Genomic DNA, 17,226 nt, shown 5'->3' with positions numbered 1-17,226 from the left:
TTGTAATTATACAGAAGTACCTCTTCAAGAATAGAATCAGTTGGTATAAGTAAATCCGTAATAAAATGATCAACAGCTTTCCATTTATCAATATTATTCACGTAAATTCCCTTCGAATTGTATAGGATAATCCTTCAATAACTTTCATCCCTCATTACAATTCGTAAAATTCAGAATTAAAAAGAAATAAATAAAAAGGATTTGGCTTTAAAACAAATCTTTTTTATTCATATACAACTTCTTACGGATTAGTAGACCAAAGTCCTGCAGATTTAATAAATGTACGTTTATTTAATTTCAGCTGCGCTACGATAAACTCAGCGATATCTTCTGCTTGCATGACTTTCTCAGGGTTACCATCTGTTAATCCTAATTCTACCGCCATATCAGTTGCAACAGTACTTGGTGTTAAAGCTGTTACACGAATGTTGTGTTTACGTACTTCCATTGCTAACGATTCTGTTAAACCAAGAACACCAAATTTAGAAGCACTGTATGCACTTGTTACTGGTGCACCTTTTTGTCCTGCTGTTGATGAAATATTAATAATGTCACCAGACTGTTGTTCAATCATGCTTGGTAGCGCTGCGCGAGTTGCGTAATATACACCCATTAAGTTTACTTGGATGATTTTTTCCCAATCAGCAACATCTAATTCTAAGAATTTGCCAAACTTAGAAATACCCGCATTATTAATTAAAATATCAATAGAACCTAATCCTTTTTTTAATGTTTCAATAGCAGTAGTAACTTCTTCATATGAAGATACATCAGCAGTAGCAATAACAGCTTTTACACCTTCTGCTTCTACTTCCTTCGCAACTGCTTTTAAGTTTTCTTCTGAGCGTGCTAAAAGACCAACGTTCACACCTTCTTTTGCTAAAGCAATTGCCACAGCACGGCCAATTCCTCTTCCTGCTCCTGTAATTAATGCATTTTTTCCTTGTAATAATTCTGCCAAATATAACACTCCTCAATCATTCTAAGTTGCTTTTTCATACCATGAATTCTATATGTATATCATCCTAAATGCAATTATGCACTTTGATGTGCGTAGGTTACTTCTAGGTAACCTATAAATTTTTTTTATTTCTTACTAAACAAATAGAGAAGTAAAAGACAGTTTCCTCTGCCCCCACTTCTCTATTTTCAAGTGCTATGTTTACTCCCAGGAATCAAAACGATAAATTCCGTTCCCTTTCCAACTACACTCTCTATCCGGGTCTCTCCCTTATGAAGATCAATCACTTTCTTCACAATTGCCAATCCTAAACCACTACCTCCATGTGCACGATTTCGTGATGAATCAGCTTTATAAAAACGTTCTAATAAAGAAAACAATGTCGTTTTCCCACTACCACTTGGACCTACAATTGCAGTCACTTTTCTTGATTCAATCGTAAATTGAATATTTTGTAGTACTTTCTCTTCCTCTTTATATTCAAAATCCACATTTTTACCTTCTATATGATGTTCCACTTCATATTCTAAAATTGTATTAATGCGTTCCGTTGCGCCAATTGCCTTTTGGAATTGTGTAAAGAACATAGAAAGTTGACTCATTGGCATAACAATTTGCATTAAATATAAAATAAATGTCACAAGTTCTCCAATTGTTAATGCTCCACTAGAAACTCGCATTCCACCATATCCTACAATAATGACAAGTAACGCCATTAAAACAAATGACATAACTGATGTAATTAAAGCTTGAACCTTGCCTTCTTTCAAACCAAACGGTTATTTCTAAAATTAGAATACGATATGAATGTAAACAGTCAAACGATTAATCTACTGATTTGGTAATAAAACACATCTAATCTTATCTTTACAACAGATATAATCATCTGATATTATTACCTGGTACTTAATAAAAAATAAAAAAAAATAAAAAAAAATAAAAAATTACCATTCTATAGTCTACGCAAAAAGAATTTAGAATGATTACCCATATATAACTATAAAAATATATATTTTCATAGCATACGCATCTCACTAATCTTCATTCACCGAAAGGGGTATACCGTGCAAGCAAAAAAGAATTCTGAAAAGAAGACCATTATATTCATTCATGGATTAGTCGGAAATCGTCGTGCCTTCAAAAAAGAATATAAACGATTTTCTCCTTCTTACAATATTATAACGTATGATTTACTAGGTCATGGTGAAGACAAAGGGCAAGCAATAGACTTTTCTTTAGATCGATTAGTACAGCAATTATCAGACCTGTATGAGAAAGAAGGTATTCAGCAAGCTCATATTTGTGCCCTAAGCTATGGCTGTTACATTGCCACTATATTCGCTCACAAATATCCAGAGAAAGTATTAAGTCTTTGTCATATTGGAGGTCATTACAATAATCCCTCCCTTTTATATAACGTCTTTCGAAAGTTTTGGGACAACCGTGAAAATGAATATTCCACTTGGCTTTATCAATATGCGAGTACAATTTTCCCAAGTGGTATACTAAAAGCAAGTCCTTTTGCGGTTATTTCAAAAAACATTTATTATCGGTTTGGATTACAATTGCATTCATCGATTATTGTCGAATCGCTCAAACACCGTCTAGAATTCGATTTAAAATCTCGACTACGAGAACTATCACAACCTATTCTATGGGTAATGGGTGAACACGATCATCTCTATAAATCCTGTTTATTTGATTTAAAATCCATTCTTCCAAACGTTTTATATAAAGAAATCCCACTAGCCGGCCATGCAGCAAACTTATTCCGTCCTAGCTACTTCCATGATTTATATTCCAAATTTTTACTGGACGCATAAAGACATCTAAAACAGAAAAAGCTTTCTAGTTTCCTAGAAAGCTTTTTCTTATAATATGTAAGAATACGGTTCTTATTATGCTTTTGTGTAACCTGCTAGATGCTTACTCCAGTAAGAGTTATTTACCGAGCTAATTCTTACACCAGTTTTTTCAGTTTCTGCACTGATGAACTGACCATTTCCTAAGTAAATACCCATATGAGTCATACCTGCACCAGCACCAGTAGTATCTTTAAAGTATACTAAATCACCTGGTTGTGGATTACTAGTATGCGTCTTGCTGCTCCAGTAGCCAGCAACAGTTTGACGTCCACCAGAATGACCTGCTTTATTTAATACGTAGTAAACGTAGCCACTGCAGTCAAAACCAGATGGTGTTGTACCACCATATACATATGGTGAACCATTTAGCGATTGTGCAATAGACACAATTGATGAGCCATTAGCAGATGGTGTTGTCGGTTTTTCTGTTTGTGGTTTTTCTGTTTGTGTATTTCCTTGCTCACCGCCAGTAGCTGGACGAGAAGGCGTAGTTACATTTGCTGTACCACCTTTTACAAACTTAACATGGTCTGCACTTACATAGCCAGTTCTTCCTTGGTGGTTAATTTTATACCAACCGTTTTCTCCACCAATAACTTGTAATGTTTGGCCTTGTACTACGCCACCAATTACAGCATTATATGTAGCCGGGCCTGTACGTACACGTAAAGCTCCTGTATCAACAACATATGAGCCGTCTTTTCGGATTGTCATTTCATTGTTGTTTGGCTTTTCTGTTTCCGTACTTACATTTGTAGTTGTACCGCCTTTTGTTACAAAGTCTTTACTTACATAGCCAGTTCCGCCGTTGTGGTTAATTTTAAACCAGTCTTGTACTTCACCGACAACTTGTACAGTTTGTCCTTTGCCTACAGTACCTACAACTGTATGAGAAGCACTAGGACCTGTACGTACATTAAGTGAAGAAACGTTTACCGTATAGTTACCTGTTCCTTGTTGAACAGCAGTTCCTGTTTTCTCACCAGTTGTTACAAAATCACTGCTTACATAGCCAGTTTTACCGTTTACATTTACTTTAAACCAACCATTTTCTTCACCAGTTACTTGTAGAACTTGTCCTTCTTGTACTTTAGAAATAATATCATTTCCTGTACCAGGACCTGTACGTACATTCAATACATCAGCTGTTACTGTGTATTTAATGTCAGATTTTTTCTCTACTGTTTGTGTTTCAGTTACTTTCGGATCAACTGTTTGTGTTTGTTTTTGTGTTTGTCCATCGATTTCTTTTAGCGCGTCTGTTGAAACTTGTGCGTGAGCAGCATCCATTCCAGGAACTACTGCGCCGGCTACAGAAGCTGCTGCTAAACCTGCTAGTACTTTTTTCATAAGTTGTATTAACTCCCTTTCCCTACTACCCTCTTAAAAAAATGATTTTAATATCCTACCAAAACATTGGAAATGATTTCATGTTAAATTCCATTTTTATACAAGGGCTTTCTTTTTCACACGTCAACTATTTTAAATTACCAATGTGAACTTCATGTGAACTTCATGTGAATTCCAGCTTCATATACAGCGTTTTCGTAATAAAACATTTAATTTTTTCTATTACAAAACGAATCAAAGCTTCTAGTAGTATCCATTCTTTACTTACTCCACTAATAAAATCATGATATCTAAGTAAACAATTGGTTTTTCTACTGGTCTTACAAAATAGTTCTTTTCATGAGTCACCTTCTTATCATTACAAAAATTCCGCCATTTATCAACTATATAGTATCCTAAAAAATTATATTTATATGAAAAAGAACTTTTCTCGTTCTGGAGCAATCCAAGAATCCATGTTTTGATCGCTATCCCTTACTAAACGATTTACTAATATATCATGCCATATATAATTTTCTAGTAAATATATATGAACAGGATCATCTGTATAAAAAGCATTTCCTTTTTGTTCTATCGAGTGACCATATACCATTTCTTTTCCATCAATTGATAAGATAAACCATTTATGACTTCCAATATTATTAACGTAACTTGTTTTTCTATGAATTTCTAATCCTTGCAACGGATCGTCAACTTCAAAGACAATACCCTTTAAACTACATTCTCTTTCTTTTTCTTTTAAGTCTACTAATAGTTTTTTATACATAGTATCCCAAATTGACAAAATAATCTTTTTTTTTGCTCTTCGAATTAATATTCTGCAGAAAGCTAGTATATTTTCTTCACCTTTCAAAGTGGTTACTCTCGGATCCACCTCAGGTTCTTTTTTTTCAAATACTTTTAATTCTTTTTCTACATACGTGTATGTCTCTTCCCATTTCTCTCTTACTGCCTCTAAAAACACATCTACAGGTAAAGGAGAATATTGTACTGCTTCATTTATTTCTTCCTTCATTACAATGCCTTTTTGTTCAAGGGTATTCAATATTTCATATATACGTGCACGAGGGACTCCAGAATTTTTGCTAACTTGATAAGCACTAGAAGCTCCTTGTTGAACTAATGAAATATAGGCTTTTGTTTCATATTGATTTAAGCCAAGCATTTGAATTTTTTGTAGTAAATCTTCCATTGTAAGCCTCCCGCATATTTTGTACTTGCCGCAACATTGACAGTAATTATTACTTTAATAGTAAACACAAAAGTGGTTGGAGTAAATATTAAAGAGGCATTATCAAATTTTCATTTACACAAAGCAATTAAACAGATACTATCTTAGTAGTGACTATTCTAGGATGGGGGAAATACATATGGAGGACATCAATCTTTATACAATGTTTTTTTTAATTGCTTCAGGTTTTTTAGCTGCCTTTATCGATTCTGTTGTAGGTGGCGGTGGATTAATTTCTATACCAGCTTTATTATTCACCGGCCTCCCACCTTCAACAGCTATTGCAACTAATAAACTGGCAAGCTCAATGGGATCACTTATGAGTACCATTTCATTTATTCGATCTGGAAATGTGAATTTCAAATTGGTCTCTAAGCTATTCCCTTTAACTTTTATCGGGGCTATACTTGGCGCCTTTGTAGTCAAACACATTTCATCTGAAATATTAAAACCATTAGTACTTGTTCTATTAATTGCCGTTGCGATTTATACGATTATGAAAAAAGAGTGGGGAAAAGATGCAAGTTATAATGGAATGAGTGTAAAAAAAAGAGTTATCTTCTCTTCTGTTATTTTTATCATTGGATTTTATGATGGATTTTTCGGGGCAGGAACAGGATCATTTTTGTTATTTACATTTTTGATCATTGGATTTGATTTTGTGCAATCAGCTGGAAATGCCAAAGTTTTAAATTTTGGTAGTAACATCGCTGCACTTATCATTTTTCTTTATTTAGATGTTGTTAATTTTGCATATGGACTTCCAATGGGAGTTGCAATGATTTTCGGGGCTTTCGTAGGCTCAAATTTCGCTATAAAAAAAGGAGTATCTTACGTACGAATTTTATTTATCATTGTAACGTTACTCCTTATCAGCAAAAATATTTTAGATTATTTAGGCTTTTTTGATTGAAGACCTGATTATTTGGAATCTTTATGCTTATATTGTTAAAATAACCAATATAGTTCAAATAATTAGGAGGAGGAGTATTATCCATGGAACAAATTATTGATAATGGTTCGAAGCATTATATCGATTTTCACTATGCATTGGTTCGTACGCTATCTTTGGTAACGTTCAGAAAAATCCCAACCATTGAAACAAAAAAATCCGAATTAAAAGTTACTATTGAAAATCAAAGTAATAATTTAAATCATAAGAATCCTTATAAATTATAATTATTTTTTAATAATTTATCGCACAAACAGGGAATTGCTAATAACCGCATTCCCTGTTTGTCTGTTTCATTTATTTTGAAACCACTGCGTCACATGATGGATTTCGCTATCTGTCATTCCATGCCCATAATGATACCTTACATTGAACTTCTAATGACTAGAAGTCACAAGATTTTAAAAATCTTTTATTGGTCTCGTACAAAACAAAAAAGGATTACCTATATAGGCAATCCTTTTCCCATTTTATTTATGAAATTTCACACGAGTTTCTAACGGCTGAAATTCTTTTTCACCTGCTGGCGCAACTGGCTTACCAAATGGCATTTGAGCGATCAGCTTCCAAGTCTCTGGAATATCCCATTCTTTTCTTACTTCTTCATCAATTAATGGGTTATAATGTTGCAGCGTTGCACCAAACCCTTCAATTTCTAATGCTGTCCAAATCACAAACTGTAGCATTCCTGATGATTGCTGGGACCAAGTCGGGAAATTGTCTTTATATAATGCAAACTTTTCTTGAAGATCTTCTATTACTTTTCTGTCTTCAAAATATAAAACTGTTCCATAGCCACTTTTAAATGCGTTCATTTTTTCTTCGGTTGGTGCAAAATTATTTTCTGGTACAATTTTTCGTAATGTTTCTTTCGTAATATCCCATAGTTTATCATGTTGTTCTCCTAATAACACAACAACCCTTGCACTCTGAGAATTAAAAGATGAAGGTGTATACTTTACGGCATGATTCACTACTTCTTGAATTTTCTCATCAGAAACAACTTGCTCTTTACTAATTGCATAAATTGATCTTCTGTCTTCAATTGCTGAATAAAAATCTTTTGCCATACTAATTCCCTCCAATTTTTATTTTGAGGCTTACTAATCTGTATTATGGTATATCCCGTCCTAAACTTATTAATAATAAGTTTATAACTTTATTATATCTACATAGAAAAACATTTTCAAACAATAGCACTCATACTTTTTAGTTTTTGTTTTTGATACCTTTTATATTCCCTTAAAATAAAAAAACAGCTTATTTTCCACTCAATCCGAGTTTTAAACAAGCCGTCTTCTTTCATAATAGATCCTTCACCTACTTAACACTCTCGAAACCATAGGACATTAGTTTATGCGTTTCTGTAAAACGTTTCATTTGGCTCTTCGTACCCATAACAACTGTTACAAGTCGCTTATCACCTTGTTTGGCAGTCCCAGTAAAGCAATAACCCGCACTATCAGTGAAGCCTGTTTTCAGTCCATCCATTCCTTCTAAGTAAAGTCCTTGGTTGGCCGGATTCAACATTTCATTCGTACTCGTAACCATCGTGCTTTTAAATGCTAACTGACTTTGACGTAAATGTGTAACATCTAATATCTCCGGGTAATCTGTTACAAGGTGATACGCTAACTTCGCTACATCAGCTACAGTCATCTTCGTTTCACTTCCATCAGGCTCTTGCAATCCAGAAGCATTTACAAACTTGGTTGCTTCTGATAACTCCAGTTGTTTCGCTGTTTGATTCATAAGATGGGCAAAATCTTGCTCAGTTTTTGCTATATGTTCCGCTAAAGCAACTGCAGAATTGTTGGCCGATTGGATCATTAACGCATGGTATAGGTCTTTAACCGTTAATACATCCCCCGTTTGTACCGGAATTCTCGCACCTTCTGCTTGTGCCGATTTCGCACTTATTGTCACTTGATCTTCCCAATGGACCTTTCCTTTATGTATGTTTTCTAAAAGAATATATGCTGTCATCATCTTTGACATACTCGCCGGGGCAAGTAGCTCTTCTTCATTGTTTTTATACATGACTTGCCCATTACTTGCATCAATGATCATTGCTGCTTTCGCTTCAACTACTGGTACATATTTTTGTGGGATCATCTTTTCAGTTAATCCTGTTTTTGGTAACTCTGCTACTTGTAGGGGCGGACCATCTATTGTCATTTTTTCTTTTGCTTTGGAAACATTAATACCATTCTTCTCTAGAATACTCCCTTGGAAAAAGAACCAACATGAACCTAAAATAATAGCACAGAGTATTGTTACGCTTCCCCATCCTAACCTTTTCATCAATAAAACTCCTTTTACTCTACCTATTATAATTTCAAATTTAACCATAACAACAATGTCTTTAAACCGTCAAGGTCAAACAGTAAATAATCTACGATAACTATTTTTTCAAGATTATTTGTTAAGAATATGTTATACTACCAAAAATTTAATAATATAAATTTTCAAATATTAAATCCTGAAACTACTTAAATTCCTAATCGAAACAAGAAAGGTTTGATACAATGATACTACTTAATCCCTTAAAAAAAAGGAGATACTATTGGCATTTACTCTCCTTCTTCACCTGTAACATATACATCTCCCAAAAGATTTAATCGAGCTAAAAAATATTTACAAGATAAAGGGATCCATATATTGGAAGGTAACCTTACAGGTAAGCAGGATTTTTATCGTTCAGGAAGCATTCAAGAACGTGCTGAAGAACTAAATGCATTAATTAGAAATCTGAATGTTACATGCATCATGTCAACAATTGGCGGGATGAATTCAAATTCTCTTTTACCTTATATTGATTACAAAGCATTGAAAGAAAATCCAAAAATTATGATTGGGTATTCAGACACTACAGCTTTACTACTTGGAATCTATGCACAAACAGGCATTACTACATTTTATGGACCAGCACTTGTTCCTTCTTTTGGTGAATTTGAGCCTTTTGTGGATTCCACTTATACATACTTTGCAGAAGCTTTAATGGAAGAACAAGAAATTCCCTACAAGGTAAAGCAACCTTTATTTTGGACAGATGACTTTATAAACTGGGAAGAAAAAACAAAGGACAAAGAACTAAGAAAAAACGAGTGGATTTGTGTAAATGGCGGAAAAACAACTGGAAGACTAATTGGTGGCAACTTAAATACAATACAAGGTATATGGGGTAGCCCATTTATGCCTGGTATTAAAGAAGGAGATATTCTCTTTATTGAAGATAGCTCCAAAGATGCAGCTACCATTGAAAGAAGTTTTTCATTACTTAAAATTAACGGTGTATTTGATAAAGTTTCAGGAATCATTCTTGGAAAGCATGAGCAATTTGATGATTGTGGTACACATCGGAAACCTTATGAAATATTATTAGAAGTACTCCAAAATCGTAACATTCCATTTCTAGCAGACTTTGATTGTTGCCATACCCATCCGATGATGACGATGCCAATTGGTGTACAAGTGGAGATGGATGCAACCAATAAAAGAGTAAGAATCATTGAGCAATGGAAAAAACAAATATGAAGTTTAACGATTCTATGAATATCTTTACTTTAATAATGAAATAGAAATTACATAATGAATATAAGGAAACGAGTGACTTCTATATTAAAAAGCCACTCGTTTCCTTATATTGTTTTACAACATCACTCATGGTATTATATACCTTGGAATGTGAAGAGATAGACAAAGTATACACATTATAAAACAAAAAACCATTTCAAACCACATTCCATGTAATAAGAAAACATAGATGAAATGCATTCTTTTCAAATTAATGTATTTACATCTAAAAGAGAGTGAATATATGAAACCGACTATGAAAAATTATGTATTTTTACATGTAGCTTTCTTGCTATATTCTATCATCCTGCTTTATATGAAATGGGCAGCTAAATTCCCTGTTTCATCCATTTCGTTTTTCATCGCCTATTTTGGACTTGTTGTAATTTTATTTGGCTATGCTATTCTTTGGCAACAGGTAATTAAACATTTTGAAATTTCTAAAGCATATTCCCACCGAGGGATCATCATATTATGGTCCATGTTATGGTCCGTTATCTTTTTAGGTGAGACGATAAAATGGAACAATTTACTCGGTGCAGCTATCATTATGATTGGAATTGTGGTGGTGACGAAAGATGAATAATTATATATTGTTATATATTTTCGGTATTATTTTAGCAAATTACTCACAAATTTTACTCAAAAAAGCAACTCTACAAGAATATGATTCCAAATTAAGAGAATATGTCAACCCTTATGTTATTATCGGCTATTCTTTATTTGTAATTAATGCTGGGCTAAACGTTATTGCACTAAAAGGTGTTCCATTAAAACAGGCTCCTGTATTAGAATCTCTTAGCTATGTCATTATTTTAGTATTCGGTTGGTATTTCTTAGGAGAGAAAATAACAAAAAGAAAAGTCATTGGTAACATTATTATTATAATTGGGATCGTCGTTTTTTCTATCCAATAACAAGTACACGCCTTATTATAATATTCTCGCGTTAAAAAAGTCCGTTATAAATAACGGACTTTTTTCATATCCTCTCTACTGCCCTAAATTTTGAACTTTATCTTTTAAATCTTGAACTTGTTGCACTGTCTTCATAAGCTCTGAGTTTTTAAATTGTTCTACATCTATTTTCCCTTCTTCTATCTTTTTCATAGTTGTATCAATTAATGCATTTAATTTTTCGTTATATCCAACAATTTGCTGATGGATGTCCTTCGCTACATCCGGGGGTGTCAATTCATTAAAAGCTGGGATATCCTTTTGAATATCTCCGAGCTTAGTCTCTAATTCTTTTCGAGCAGCACTATCATTGATTGCTTTTTCTACTAACCCCGGCGCTTCATTTGCAAACGCACTCACTTTATTAACATAGTCTGTCGCCTTTTGAGCATAATCAATTGAATTCTTACCCTCTTCAATCATAGAACAGCCCATTAAACCGATTGTAATTAAAAACACAAGTAATATCGTCTTTTTCAACTTCATTTTTTACCTCCTAGCTGAATACTAACCTATTGTTTCTTCTACTATATTTATAAACACTTATCCCTTTCGTTATACTGTCATTCTAGAATACTAGCTACTTCATTTCCATTTTCATTACCTCAACTTATATATTCTAGCTGGACTTTTCAATTTCCTTTTCATAATCAATTTTGAAAAACATACGGGGGTTTTCATGGAACGAATTTCATATACAACAAGCTCATTTGTTGATTTTTCTCTAGCTGTTAACACTCCTTGATTTCCATAATTGTGTTTCTAATAGTAGTATTTCTCCCATTCCATCTATTAGTAATACGGTATAACCTGTTAACGATTCAGAAATCGTACCTTCTACTACATCACACTCTTTCATGCTACCTACCGTTAGTACATAGTTTTTCAAAAACTCCTTCATTTCTTTACTTGTCGCAGTGCCTATTTCAAATTTGTATACATCCGAAAAAAGACATACTTAAGATACAATTAAGTATGCCGATTCCTTTATACTAACGTTTACTTCCCTACATATCCTATAACTGTTACAAGTTCCGACTCTATATGTACACCGATAATTTCCTCAATAATATTTGTGTATCCTTCCCCTATAGCCGCTCCATATTGTAAGGAAATTTCTTTTTTCTTATAAACTGACTGAGGTATAGTCAAAATGAATTTCCTAAGATCTCTTTCATCCACAGGTTCCATAATTAAAACTATGCCTTCTTCCTCAAACATACAATCATCCTTTCACATACGTTCCTAATATGGCTCAGTATTGCCTTTACCTGCTGAGTTCTAAACCCATTTACAAATAGTACGATACTCTTCATTCGATAAAACGCCCATTTCCCATAGTCATACTAATCACTCATCTGAAAATCTCCAAAATAAAAAGCACAAACCTTGACACATCAAGAATTTGTACTTTTATTACATACGATTTCACATTCCTTTATCCATCTCATAAAGTGATATCTTCATCAACGTAAGGTTCCACCGCTGATGGCTAACTTTCACCTATCTTCCACATTTCTCTCTAAATTTCAAGGGCGGAGTTTCATGTACTATGCTCAACTTCCTTACTTTTCTCTGCCCCCTTCTTTTTTGTTATACTTCTTATTTTTTTAACCGTACCAGTTAACCCTGTTGGGAAACCTAATAACACAATAATATATAGTAACCCAAGAAAGATCGTCCATCTCTCAAAGATTGGATACTGCGCTGCAAGTTCTGATAAATAATACTTTAAAAATTCAATAATCCCTGCGCCAGCGATTGCTCCAACTAATGTGCCAACTCCCCCAATCATTGTCATTAACAGAGCATTTAAAGTCATTTCAATTGAAAAAACAGTTGTATTTACAAAGCGTAATGTGATAACAAATAAACCACCGCTAAGCGCTGCTACTACTCCCGCAACTATGCTCGCAATAATTTTATAGTGGAGAATTTTATATCCAAGTGCTTCTACACGTTGCTCATTTTGCGAAATTGCCTTTAACACTTTTCCAATAGAAGATTGTGTAAATAAGCGAAGCAATAGAAAGATGACGACTAGACATATGAGTGTAATATAGTAAAATGTGAAACGGTCACGAAACATATCAGGTACACGGAATGTAAAGCCATCTCCTCCATGTGTGAAAGACCGCCATTTTTCAGCAAGTACGAAGAATAGTTGGGAAATCGCAAGTGTTAACATTGCATAAAAATGACTTTTTAATCGTAAAGAAAGCATACCGATTATATAACTGATTATCGCTGATAGTACAACAGCTATCCCAATACCGATTAAAAAGCTTGCTATAGAAACCTCTTGTCGATCTAGTAAGAGTGCAACACAATAAGCACCTATTCCAAAAAACATACAATGACCGAATGAAACAATTCCTGTATATCCAAGAAGAATATCAAAACTCATTGCAAATATAGCAAAGATGAAAACTTGTGTAAACAAAATGAGTAAGCTCCGTGAATCATTTACGAAAGGGAATACACTTAAACAAATCAATACAACTAGCCCAAAATATATCCCGGCCCGATTAAATGTATTATTCACCTTTTCACCCCTTTTCACCAACGAGCCCCGTTGGCTTGACTACCAAGAAAAACAACAACATTAACATATTTATTGCGAGTGATAAATCAGGTAAATAATAAGCCGTAAACGCTCCAGCCAATCCAACAATTAAAGACGCAATCGCTGAACCTTGCACGCTTCCCAACCCTCCGATAATGACAACAATAAAAGCCAAAATTGCATACTGCATACCCATTTCAGCGAAAATAACTCCTGAATATGGAGCAAGGAGAAATCCCCCTAACGCGGCCATTCCAGCCCCTAATAAAAAGACAAATGAAAATATCGCCTTTATGTTAATACCAAGAGCTTGAACCATCTCCTTATCTATTACACCCGCACGAATCATAAGACCAATTTTTGTTTTACGTAGTAACAACATCAGGCCAATATAAATAAGCACCCCAACAATAATAACAAACAATCGATACTTTATTAATATAATTCCATCAAATGTCAAGCTTCCTTGTAACCATGTTGGTAATTTAGCACTAATTGGATTCGGTCCCCAAAATACTTTTATACATTCACTAAGTACAAGCATTCCACCAAGTGTAACGAGAAGTTGTCGAACATGATTTCCATAAACAGGACGAATAAGGAATCTTTCTAAAACGAAACCAAGAAACATTCCCATCAAAATCGCACCTATTAATGCAAGTACATAGCTACCAGTCATATTGAATAACCAAACCCCTGTAAAAGCTCCCCAGGCAAACAATCCACCATGGGCAAAATTGAGTACACTCATTAAACCAAAAATAAGTGAAAGTCCCGATGCTAATAAGAAAATAAGCATACCTGTCGAAACTCCATTTACAAATAAGTTAACTAACACATCCACGTTCCATACCTCCTCCGTATCAATGTTAAGAAATCCCTAGATACTTATGACATGTTTCCTTATCTTCTTTCAGTTCATTCATTGGACCGTTATGCACGATTTTTCCATTGTCCATAATGTAAAAATAATCACCTATCTGGCTTGCCATCATAAAGTTTTGTTCTACAAGCAAAACAGTCGTTTTCTCTTTCATTTTCAAAATAGCCGACATTAACTTTTCAATCATAATCGGCGCTAATCCTTTACTTGGCTCATCAATTAATAGCAATCCATCACTATTAATGAACGCTCTTGAAATCGCCAGCATTTGCTTTTGTCCTCCGCTCAACAGCCCACTTTTTTTATTCCAATATTGTTTTAAATCTGGAAATAAATCGAGCATCCATTCTACCTTTTCTGCATATTCTATCCCTTTCTTTACTCCAGCGAGAGCAAATGTTTCTTCTACCGTTAAATCATGAAAGATCCCTTGATTTTCTGGCACATAGCCCATTCCTTTTCGCGAAATCAGATGAGTAGATAAACCATTTACTTTCTCATCACAATAATAAATTTCTCCATTAGAAATCCGATTAAACCCCATAATTGAACGTAAAGTCGTTGTTTTTCCAGCCCCATTTCTTCCGAACAATACGGTGATTGTTCCTTTCTCAACCATAAAAGAAACGCCTTGCAAAATATGAAACTGATCCAAATACGTTTCTATATTATCCACTTTTAATAGTGTCACCGTATAATCCCCCTAAGTATGCCGTTTGTACACGTTCATCCTTCATAATCTCTTCTGGTAACCCTTCGGCCAATAACTCGCCATGAAATAGTACAATTAAATGATCTGATACATGTAGAACCATATCCATTTTGTGTTCAATAAGTACAATTGTATTCTCACGATTTTTCTTTATATTCTCTATCACTTGAAGAATAGCTGGGACTTCCTCAACAGAGATACCCGCTGTTGGTTCATCAAGTAGCAATACATCTGTTCTGAGCGCTAGCAGCATGGCCAGTTCTAATTTTCTCTTTTCCCCATGTGCTAAATCTTTCGCTAGCACTTCTTCTTTTTCGTGAAGCAATACTGTCTTCAAAAGACGTCTCGCCTCTCCCATCTGCTGCTTGAATCGTGAGAAGTTTGGAAAAAAACTATAATAATCTTGAACAAACGACTGTACACTTAAGCGTACATTTTCAATCACTGTTAATTCCGGAAAAATATTTGTAAGCTGGAAAGAGCGTCCCATACCAAGGCGGGTTCGCTCTGGAATCGATAACTTTGTAATGTCACGTTCTTTAAAATAAATCTCACCTTTTGTTGGAGAAATCTGTCCACTTAACAAGTTAAATAGAGTTGTCTTCCCTGCTCCGTTGGGTCCAATAATAGAAATAAGTTTTCCTTTTGGTATCATCAAATTTACGTCTTTAATGACATGATGTTCTCCAAATGAGACACAAAGATTTCTAGTCTCTAACAAGTTCTTCACTCTATACCCTCCTCAAAGAATTCATATTTTCAGGGTGAAAAAGAGAAGTTGATGTAAAGAGAGATAACCTCCTCTCTTTACATCTTTTTATTACCGAATATTCAATCTATTTATTTTGAATTGGTGGCTCTGTTTCTTTCATTGTTAATTCTCGCTCTAGAACAGGTACTGGATAATCAACACCCTCTTGTTTTTGTAGCGTTACAGAATAAAGCGCTTGCAAAGCTTGGTGGTCTTTCTCTCTAAATTTCATTTTTCCTTTTGGTGTTTCAAATTCCATTCCTTCCATTTTCTTAATAAGCGTATCAACATCTGTATCGCCTTTTGTTTTCTTTAATCCTTCAACGATGGAAATTGCTGCTGACATTCCTCCAGCTGTAAACAAATCTGGAACTGTTCCATTGAAACGTTTCTTATGTTCTTCCACTAGCCACTCGTTCACTTTATTTTTCGGAAGTGTATGATAATATACTGAAAATCCTTGCATGCCCACTAATGCATCCATCGTCTTTAATGCTGGTATATCCGGTGCCCCCGTTGAAATCTTAATCCCTTGCGCTTCTACATTCATATCTTTTAATTGCTTCCATGGTGAATTCGCACCAGCCCAAACAACAAATAAATAATCTGGTTTTGAACTAATGATGTTTTGAATATTTGCAGTAAAATCAGTAGAATTCGTATCAGCATATTGTTCATTTACAATATTCGCCCCTAGCTTCTTCGCTCCCGCTTTAAATGCAGCAATTCCTTCACGACCAAAGGCGTTATCTGGAGCAAGTGTTGCAATCTTTACATCTTTCTTAGCGATGGATGCAGCACCAGCAATTGCATCTTGAGATGAATTTCTGCCTGTTCTAAAAATATATTTATTCCAGTTCTTCCCCGTAATACTATCTGCAACTGCAGGTTCAACAACCATTATTTTTTCATATTCTTCCGCTAGTGGTAACACTGCTAATGTATCACTTGAACTCGAAGATCCAACAAGAAAATCAACCTTGTCTTCCTCTAATAGTTTCGTAGCTTTTTTAACTGCTACATCCGCTTTTGTTTCCGTATCTTCTACAACAAACTTAATCTTCTTCCCATCCACTTTCCCTGTTCCGCCTGTTGCGTAATCTAGCCCTAGTTCAAACCCGTTTACCGTTTGTTTCCCATATGATTCAAGCGGTCCTGTTAACGAAGCAAGAACACCTACCTTAATCGTCTTCTCATCATCTGTACTTGCTTTTTTCCCTGAACATCCTGCTGTTACTAATAATGAACCAAGAATACATCCCGTAAACACCATTTTTAGCCACTTACGTTTTTTTGCTGACATTGTGATCCTCCCCATACTTTACTTTCTTATAGAATCAAATACGCCAAAGTAACCATCCGTAATCATGACTTCTTGTTTTTAACAATGTGAACTATGTTGTCAATAGAAATTTCTCGAAGT

At 34.5% G+C, this 17,226-nt stretch carries 20 protein-coding genes; 6 read left to right on the top strand and 14 right to left on the bottom strand.

Features of this window, described 5'->3' with window-relative positions; all coding sequences use genetic code 11:
• Nucleotides 1–241 precede the first annotated feature (241 nt).
• Nucleotides 242–961: a 3-ketoacyl-ACP reductase gene (locus NSQ40_RS10040; RefSeq protein ID WP_016114516.1), complete on the bottom strand. Its 720-nt coding sequence runs from the start codon at nt 959–961 to the stop codon at nt 242–244.
• Nucleotides 962–1,149: 188 nt separating this feature from the next.
• Nucleotides 1,150–1,731, bottom strand: a complete 582-nt coding sequence (locus tag NSQ40_RS10035) for an ATP-binding protein (protein WP_097786820.1) — start codon at nt 1,729–1,731, stop codon at nt 1,150–1,152.
• Between the two features lie 294 nt (nt 1,732–2,025).
• On the opposite strand from NSQ40_RS10035, the gene NSQ40_RS10030 reads away from it, so the two are divergent.
• Entirely contained in the window at nt 2,026–2,784 is a 759-nt protein-coding gene (locus tag NSQ40_RS10030; RefSeq protein ID WP_003196982.1) for an alpha/beta fold hydrolase, read from the top strand.
• Nucleotides 2,785–2,859: 75 nt separating this feature from the next.
• Here NSQ40_RS10030 and entFM read toward each other — a convergent pair whose 3' ends face one another.
• Nucleotides 2,860–4,176 carry an enterotoxin EntFM gene (gene entFM, locus NSQ40_RS10025; RefSeq protein WP_006094561.1) on the bottom strand — a complete coding sequence of 439 codons (1,317 nt, stop codon included), beginning with the start codon at nt 4,174–4,176 and terminating at the stop codon, nt 2,860–2,862.
• 409 nt (nt 4,177–4,585) lie between these two features.
• A complete protein-coding gene (locus NSQ40_RS10020) occupies nt 4,586–5,368 on the bottom strand; it encodes a TrmB family transcriptional regulator (RefSeq protein WP_097786821.1) in 783 nt (260 codons plus the stop codon).
• A 178-nt stretch (nt 5,369–5,546) separates the two neighbouring features.
• On the opposite strand from NSQ40_RS10020, the gene NSQ40_RS10015 reads away from it, so the two are divergent.
• Nucleotides 5,547–6,320: a sulfite exporter TauE/SafE family protein gene (locus NSQ40_RS10015; protein WP_097786822.1), complete on the top strand. Its 774-nt coding sequence runs from the start codon at nt 5,547–5,549 to the stop codon at nt 6,318–6,320.
• 83 nt (nt 6,321–6,403) lie between these two features.
• Entirely contained in the window at nt 6,404–6,586 is a 183-nt protein-coding gene (locus NSQ40_RS10010) for a hypothetical protein (protein ID WP_018781367.1), read from the top strand.
• Nucleotides 6,587–6,829: 243 nt separating this feature from the next.
• Here the strand turns inward: NSQ40_RS10010 and NSQ40_RS10005 are convergent, their stop codons facing one another.
• Together NSQ40_RS10005 and NSQ40_RS10000 are read right to left on the bottom strand one after the other, a co-directional pair.
• Entirely contained in the window at nt 6,830–7,429 is a 600-nt protein-coding gene (locus tag NSQ40_RS10005; protein ID WP_097786823.1) for a nitroreductase family protein, read from the bottom strand.
• Nucleotides 7,430–7,679: 250 nt separating this feature from the next.
• Nucleotides 7,680–8,663 carry a D-alanyl-D-alanine carboxypeptidase family protein gene (locus tag NSQ40_RS10000; RefSeq protein ID WP_098610275.1) on the bottom strand — a complete coding sequence of 328 codons (984 nt, stop codon included), beginning with the start codon at nt 8,661–8,663 and terminating at the stop codon, nt 7,680–7,682.
• Between the two features lie 261 nt (nt 8,664–8,924).
• On the opposite strand from NSQ40_RS10000, the gene NSQ40_RS09995 reads away from it, so the two are divergent.
• The 3 genes from NSQ40_RS09995 to NSQ40_RS09985 all read left to right on the top strand — a co-directional run bounded on the left by NSQ40_RS09995 (nt 8,925) and on the right by NSQ40_RS09985 (nt 10,852).
• Entirely contained in the window at nt 8,925–9,896 is a 972-nt protein-coding gene (locus NSQ40_RS09995) for a S66 family peptidase (RefSeq protein ID WP_341286167.1), read from the top strand.
• A gap of 283 nt (nt 9,897–10,179) precedes the next feature.
• Nucleotides 10,180–10,521 (top strand): EamA family transporter, encoded by a 342-nt coding sequence (locus tag NSQ40_RS09990; RefSeq protein WP_018765426.1) that lies wholly within the window; start codon nt 10,180–10,182, stop codon nt 10,519–10,521.
• Nucleotides 10,514–10,852, top strand: a complete 339-nt coding sequence (locus NSQ40_RS09985) for an EamA family transporter (protein ID WP_018765425.1) — start codon at nt 10,514–10,516, stop codon at nt 10,850–10,852. Before NSQ40_RS09990 ends, NSQ40_RS09985 begins: the two co-directional genes overlap by 8 nt.
• 75 nt (nt 10,853–10,927) lie before the next feature.
• Here NSQ40_RS09985 and NSQ40_RS09980 read toward each other — a convergent pair whose 3' ends face one another.
• The 8 genes from NSQ40_RS09980 to NSQ40_RS09945 form a co-directional block, all read right to left on the bottom strand.
• Entirely contained in the window at nt 10,928–11,377 is a 450-nt protein-coding gene (locus NSQ40_RS09980) for a DUF6376 family protein (RefSeq protein WP_003206858.1), read from the bottom strand.
• 238 nt (nt 11,378–11,615) lie between these two features.
• Nucleotides 11,616–11,792, bottom strand: coding sequence for a spore germination protein (locus NSQ40_RS09975; protein WP_003196961.1), 177 nt, complete (start codon nt 11,790–11,792; stop codon nt 11,616–11,618).
• 98 nt (nt 11,793–11,890) lie between these two features.
• Nucleotides 11,891–12,112: a hypothetical protein gene (locus NSQ40_RS09970; protein ID WP_003196960.1), complete on the bottom strand. Its 222-nt coding sequence runs from the start codon at nt 12,110–12,112 to the stop codon at nt 11,891–11,893.
• Between the two features lie 322 nt (nt 12,113–12,434).
• On the bottom strand, nt 12,435–13,436 hold the full coding sequence (locus tag NSQ40_RS09965; protein WP_003206860.1) for a branched-chain amino acid ABC transporter permease: 1,002 nt from the start codon (nt 13,434–13,436) through the stop codon (nt 12,435–12,437).
• Between the two features lie 4 nt (nt 13,437–13,440).
• Nucleotides 13,441–14,301 carry a branched-chain amino acid ABC transporter permease gene (locus NSQ40_RS09960; RefSeq protein WP_003196956.1) on the bottom strand — a complete coding sequence of 287 codons (861 nt, stop codon included), beginning with the start codon at nt 14,299–14,301 and terminating at the stop codon, nt 13,441–13,443.
• A 25-nt stretch (nt 14,302–14,326) separates the two neighbouring features.
• Nucleotides 14,327–15,031, bottom strand: coding sequence for a branched-chain amino acid ABC transporter ATP-binding protein (locus NSQ40_RS09955; protein WP_018781373.1), 705 nt, complete (start codon nt 15,029–15,031; stop codon nt 14,327–14,329).
• Nucleotides 15,009–15,782, bottom strand: a complete 774-nt coding sequence (locus NSQ40_RS09950) for an ABC transporter ATP-binding protein (protein WP_018781374.1) — start codon at nt 15,780–15,782, stop codon at nt 15,009–15,011. Before NSQ40_RS09950 ends, NSQ40_RS09955 begins: the two co-directional genes overlap by 23 nt.
• A 106-nt stretch (nt 15,783–15,888) precedes the next feature.
• On the bottom strand, nt 15,889–17,106 hold the full coding sequence (locus tag NSQ40_RS09945; RefSeq protein ID WP_003196951.1) for a substrate-binding domain-containing protein: 1,218 nt from the start codon (nt 17,104–17,106) through the stop codon (nt 15,889–15,891).
• Nucleotides 17,107–17,226 lie beyond the last annotated feature (120 nt).

Origin of the sequence: Bacillus sp. FSL K6-6038, assembly GCF_038050455.1 — a bacterium.
Classification (GTDB): Bacteria; Bacillota; Bacilli; order Bacillales; family Bacillaceae_G; genus Bacillus_A; species Bacillus_A pseudomycoides.
This window is presented reverse-complemented; position numbering and strand designations above follow the sequence as displayed.

Bases quoted from the DNA above. Each gene is read 5' to 3' on its own strand.
- NSQ40_RS10010 (WP_018781367.1), top strand. From the start codon at position 6,404: ATGGAACAAATTATTGATAATGGTTCGAAGCATTATATCGATTTTCAC.
- NSQ40_RS09975 (WP_003196961.1), bottom strand. From the start codon at position 11,792: ATGAAGGAGTTTTTGAAAAACTATGTACTAACGGTAGGTAGCATGAAA.
- NSQ40_RS10020 (WP_097786821.1), bottom strand. From the start codon at position 5,368: ATGGAAGATTTACTACAAAAAATTCAAATGCTTGGCTTAAATCAATAT.
- NSQ40_RS10000 (WP_098610275.1), bottom strand. From the start codon at position 8,663: ATGAAAAGGTTAGGATGGGGAAGCGTAACAATACTCTGTGCTATTATT.
- NSQ40_RS10015 (WP_097786822.1), top strand. From the start codon at position 5,547: ATGGAGGACATCAATCTTTATACAATGTTTTTTTTAATTGCTTCAGGT.
- NSQ40_RS09990 (WP_018765426.1), top strand. From the start codon at position 10,180: ATGAAACCGACTATGAAAAATTATGTATTTTTACATGTAGCTTTCTTG.
- NSQ40_RS09970 (WP_003196960.1), bottom strand. From the start codon at position 12,112: ATGTTTGAGGAAGAAGGCATAGTTTTAATTATGGAACCTGTGGATGAA.
- entFM (WP_006094561.1), bottom strand. From the start codon at position 4,176: ATGAAAAAAGTACTAGCAGGTTTAGCAGCAGCTTCTGTAGCCGGCGCA.
- NSQ40_RS09985 (WP_018765425.1), top strand. From the start codon at position 10,514: ATGAATAATTATATATTGTTATATATTTTCGGTATTATTTTAGCAAAT.
- NSQ40_RS09980 (WP_003206858.1), bottom strand. From the start codon at position 11,377: ATGAAGTTGAAAAAGACGATATTACTTGTGTTTTTAATTACAATCGGT.
- NSQ40_RS09945 (WP_003196951.1), bottom strand. From the start codon at position 17,106: ATGTCAGCAAAAAAACGTAAGTGGCTAAAAATGGTGTTTACGGGATGT.
- NSQ40_RS10005 (WP_097786823.1), bottom strand. From the start codon at position 7,429: ATGGCAAAAGATTTTTATTCAGCAATTGAAGACAGAAGATCAATTTAT.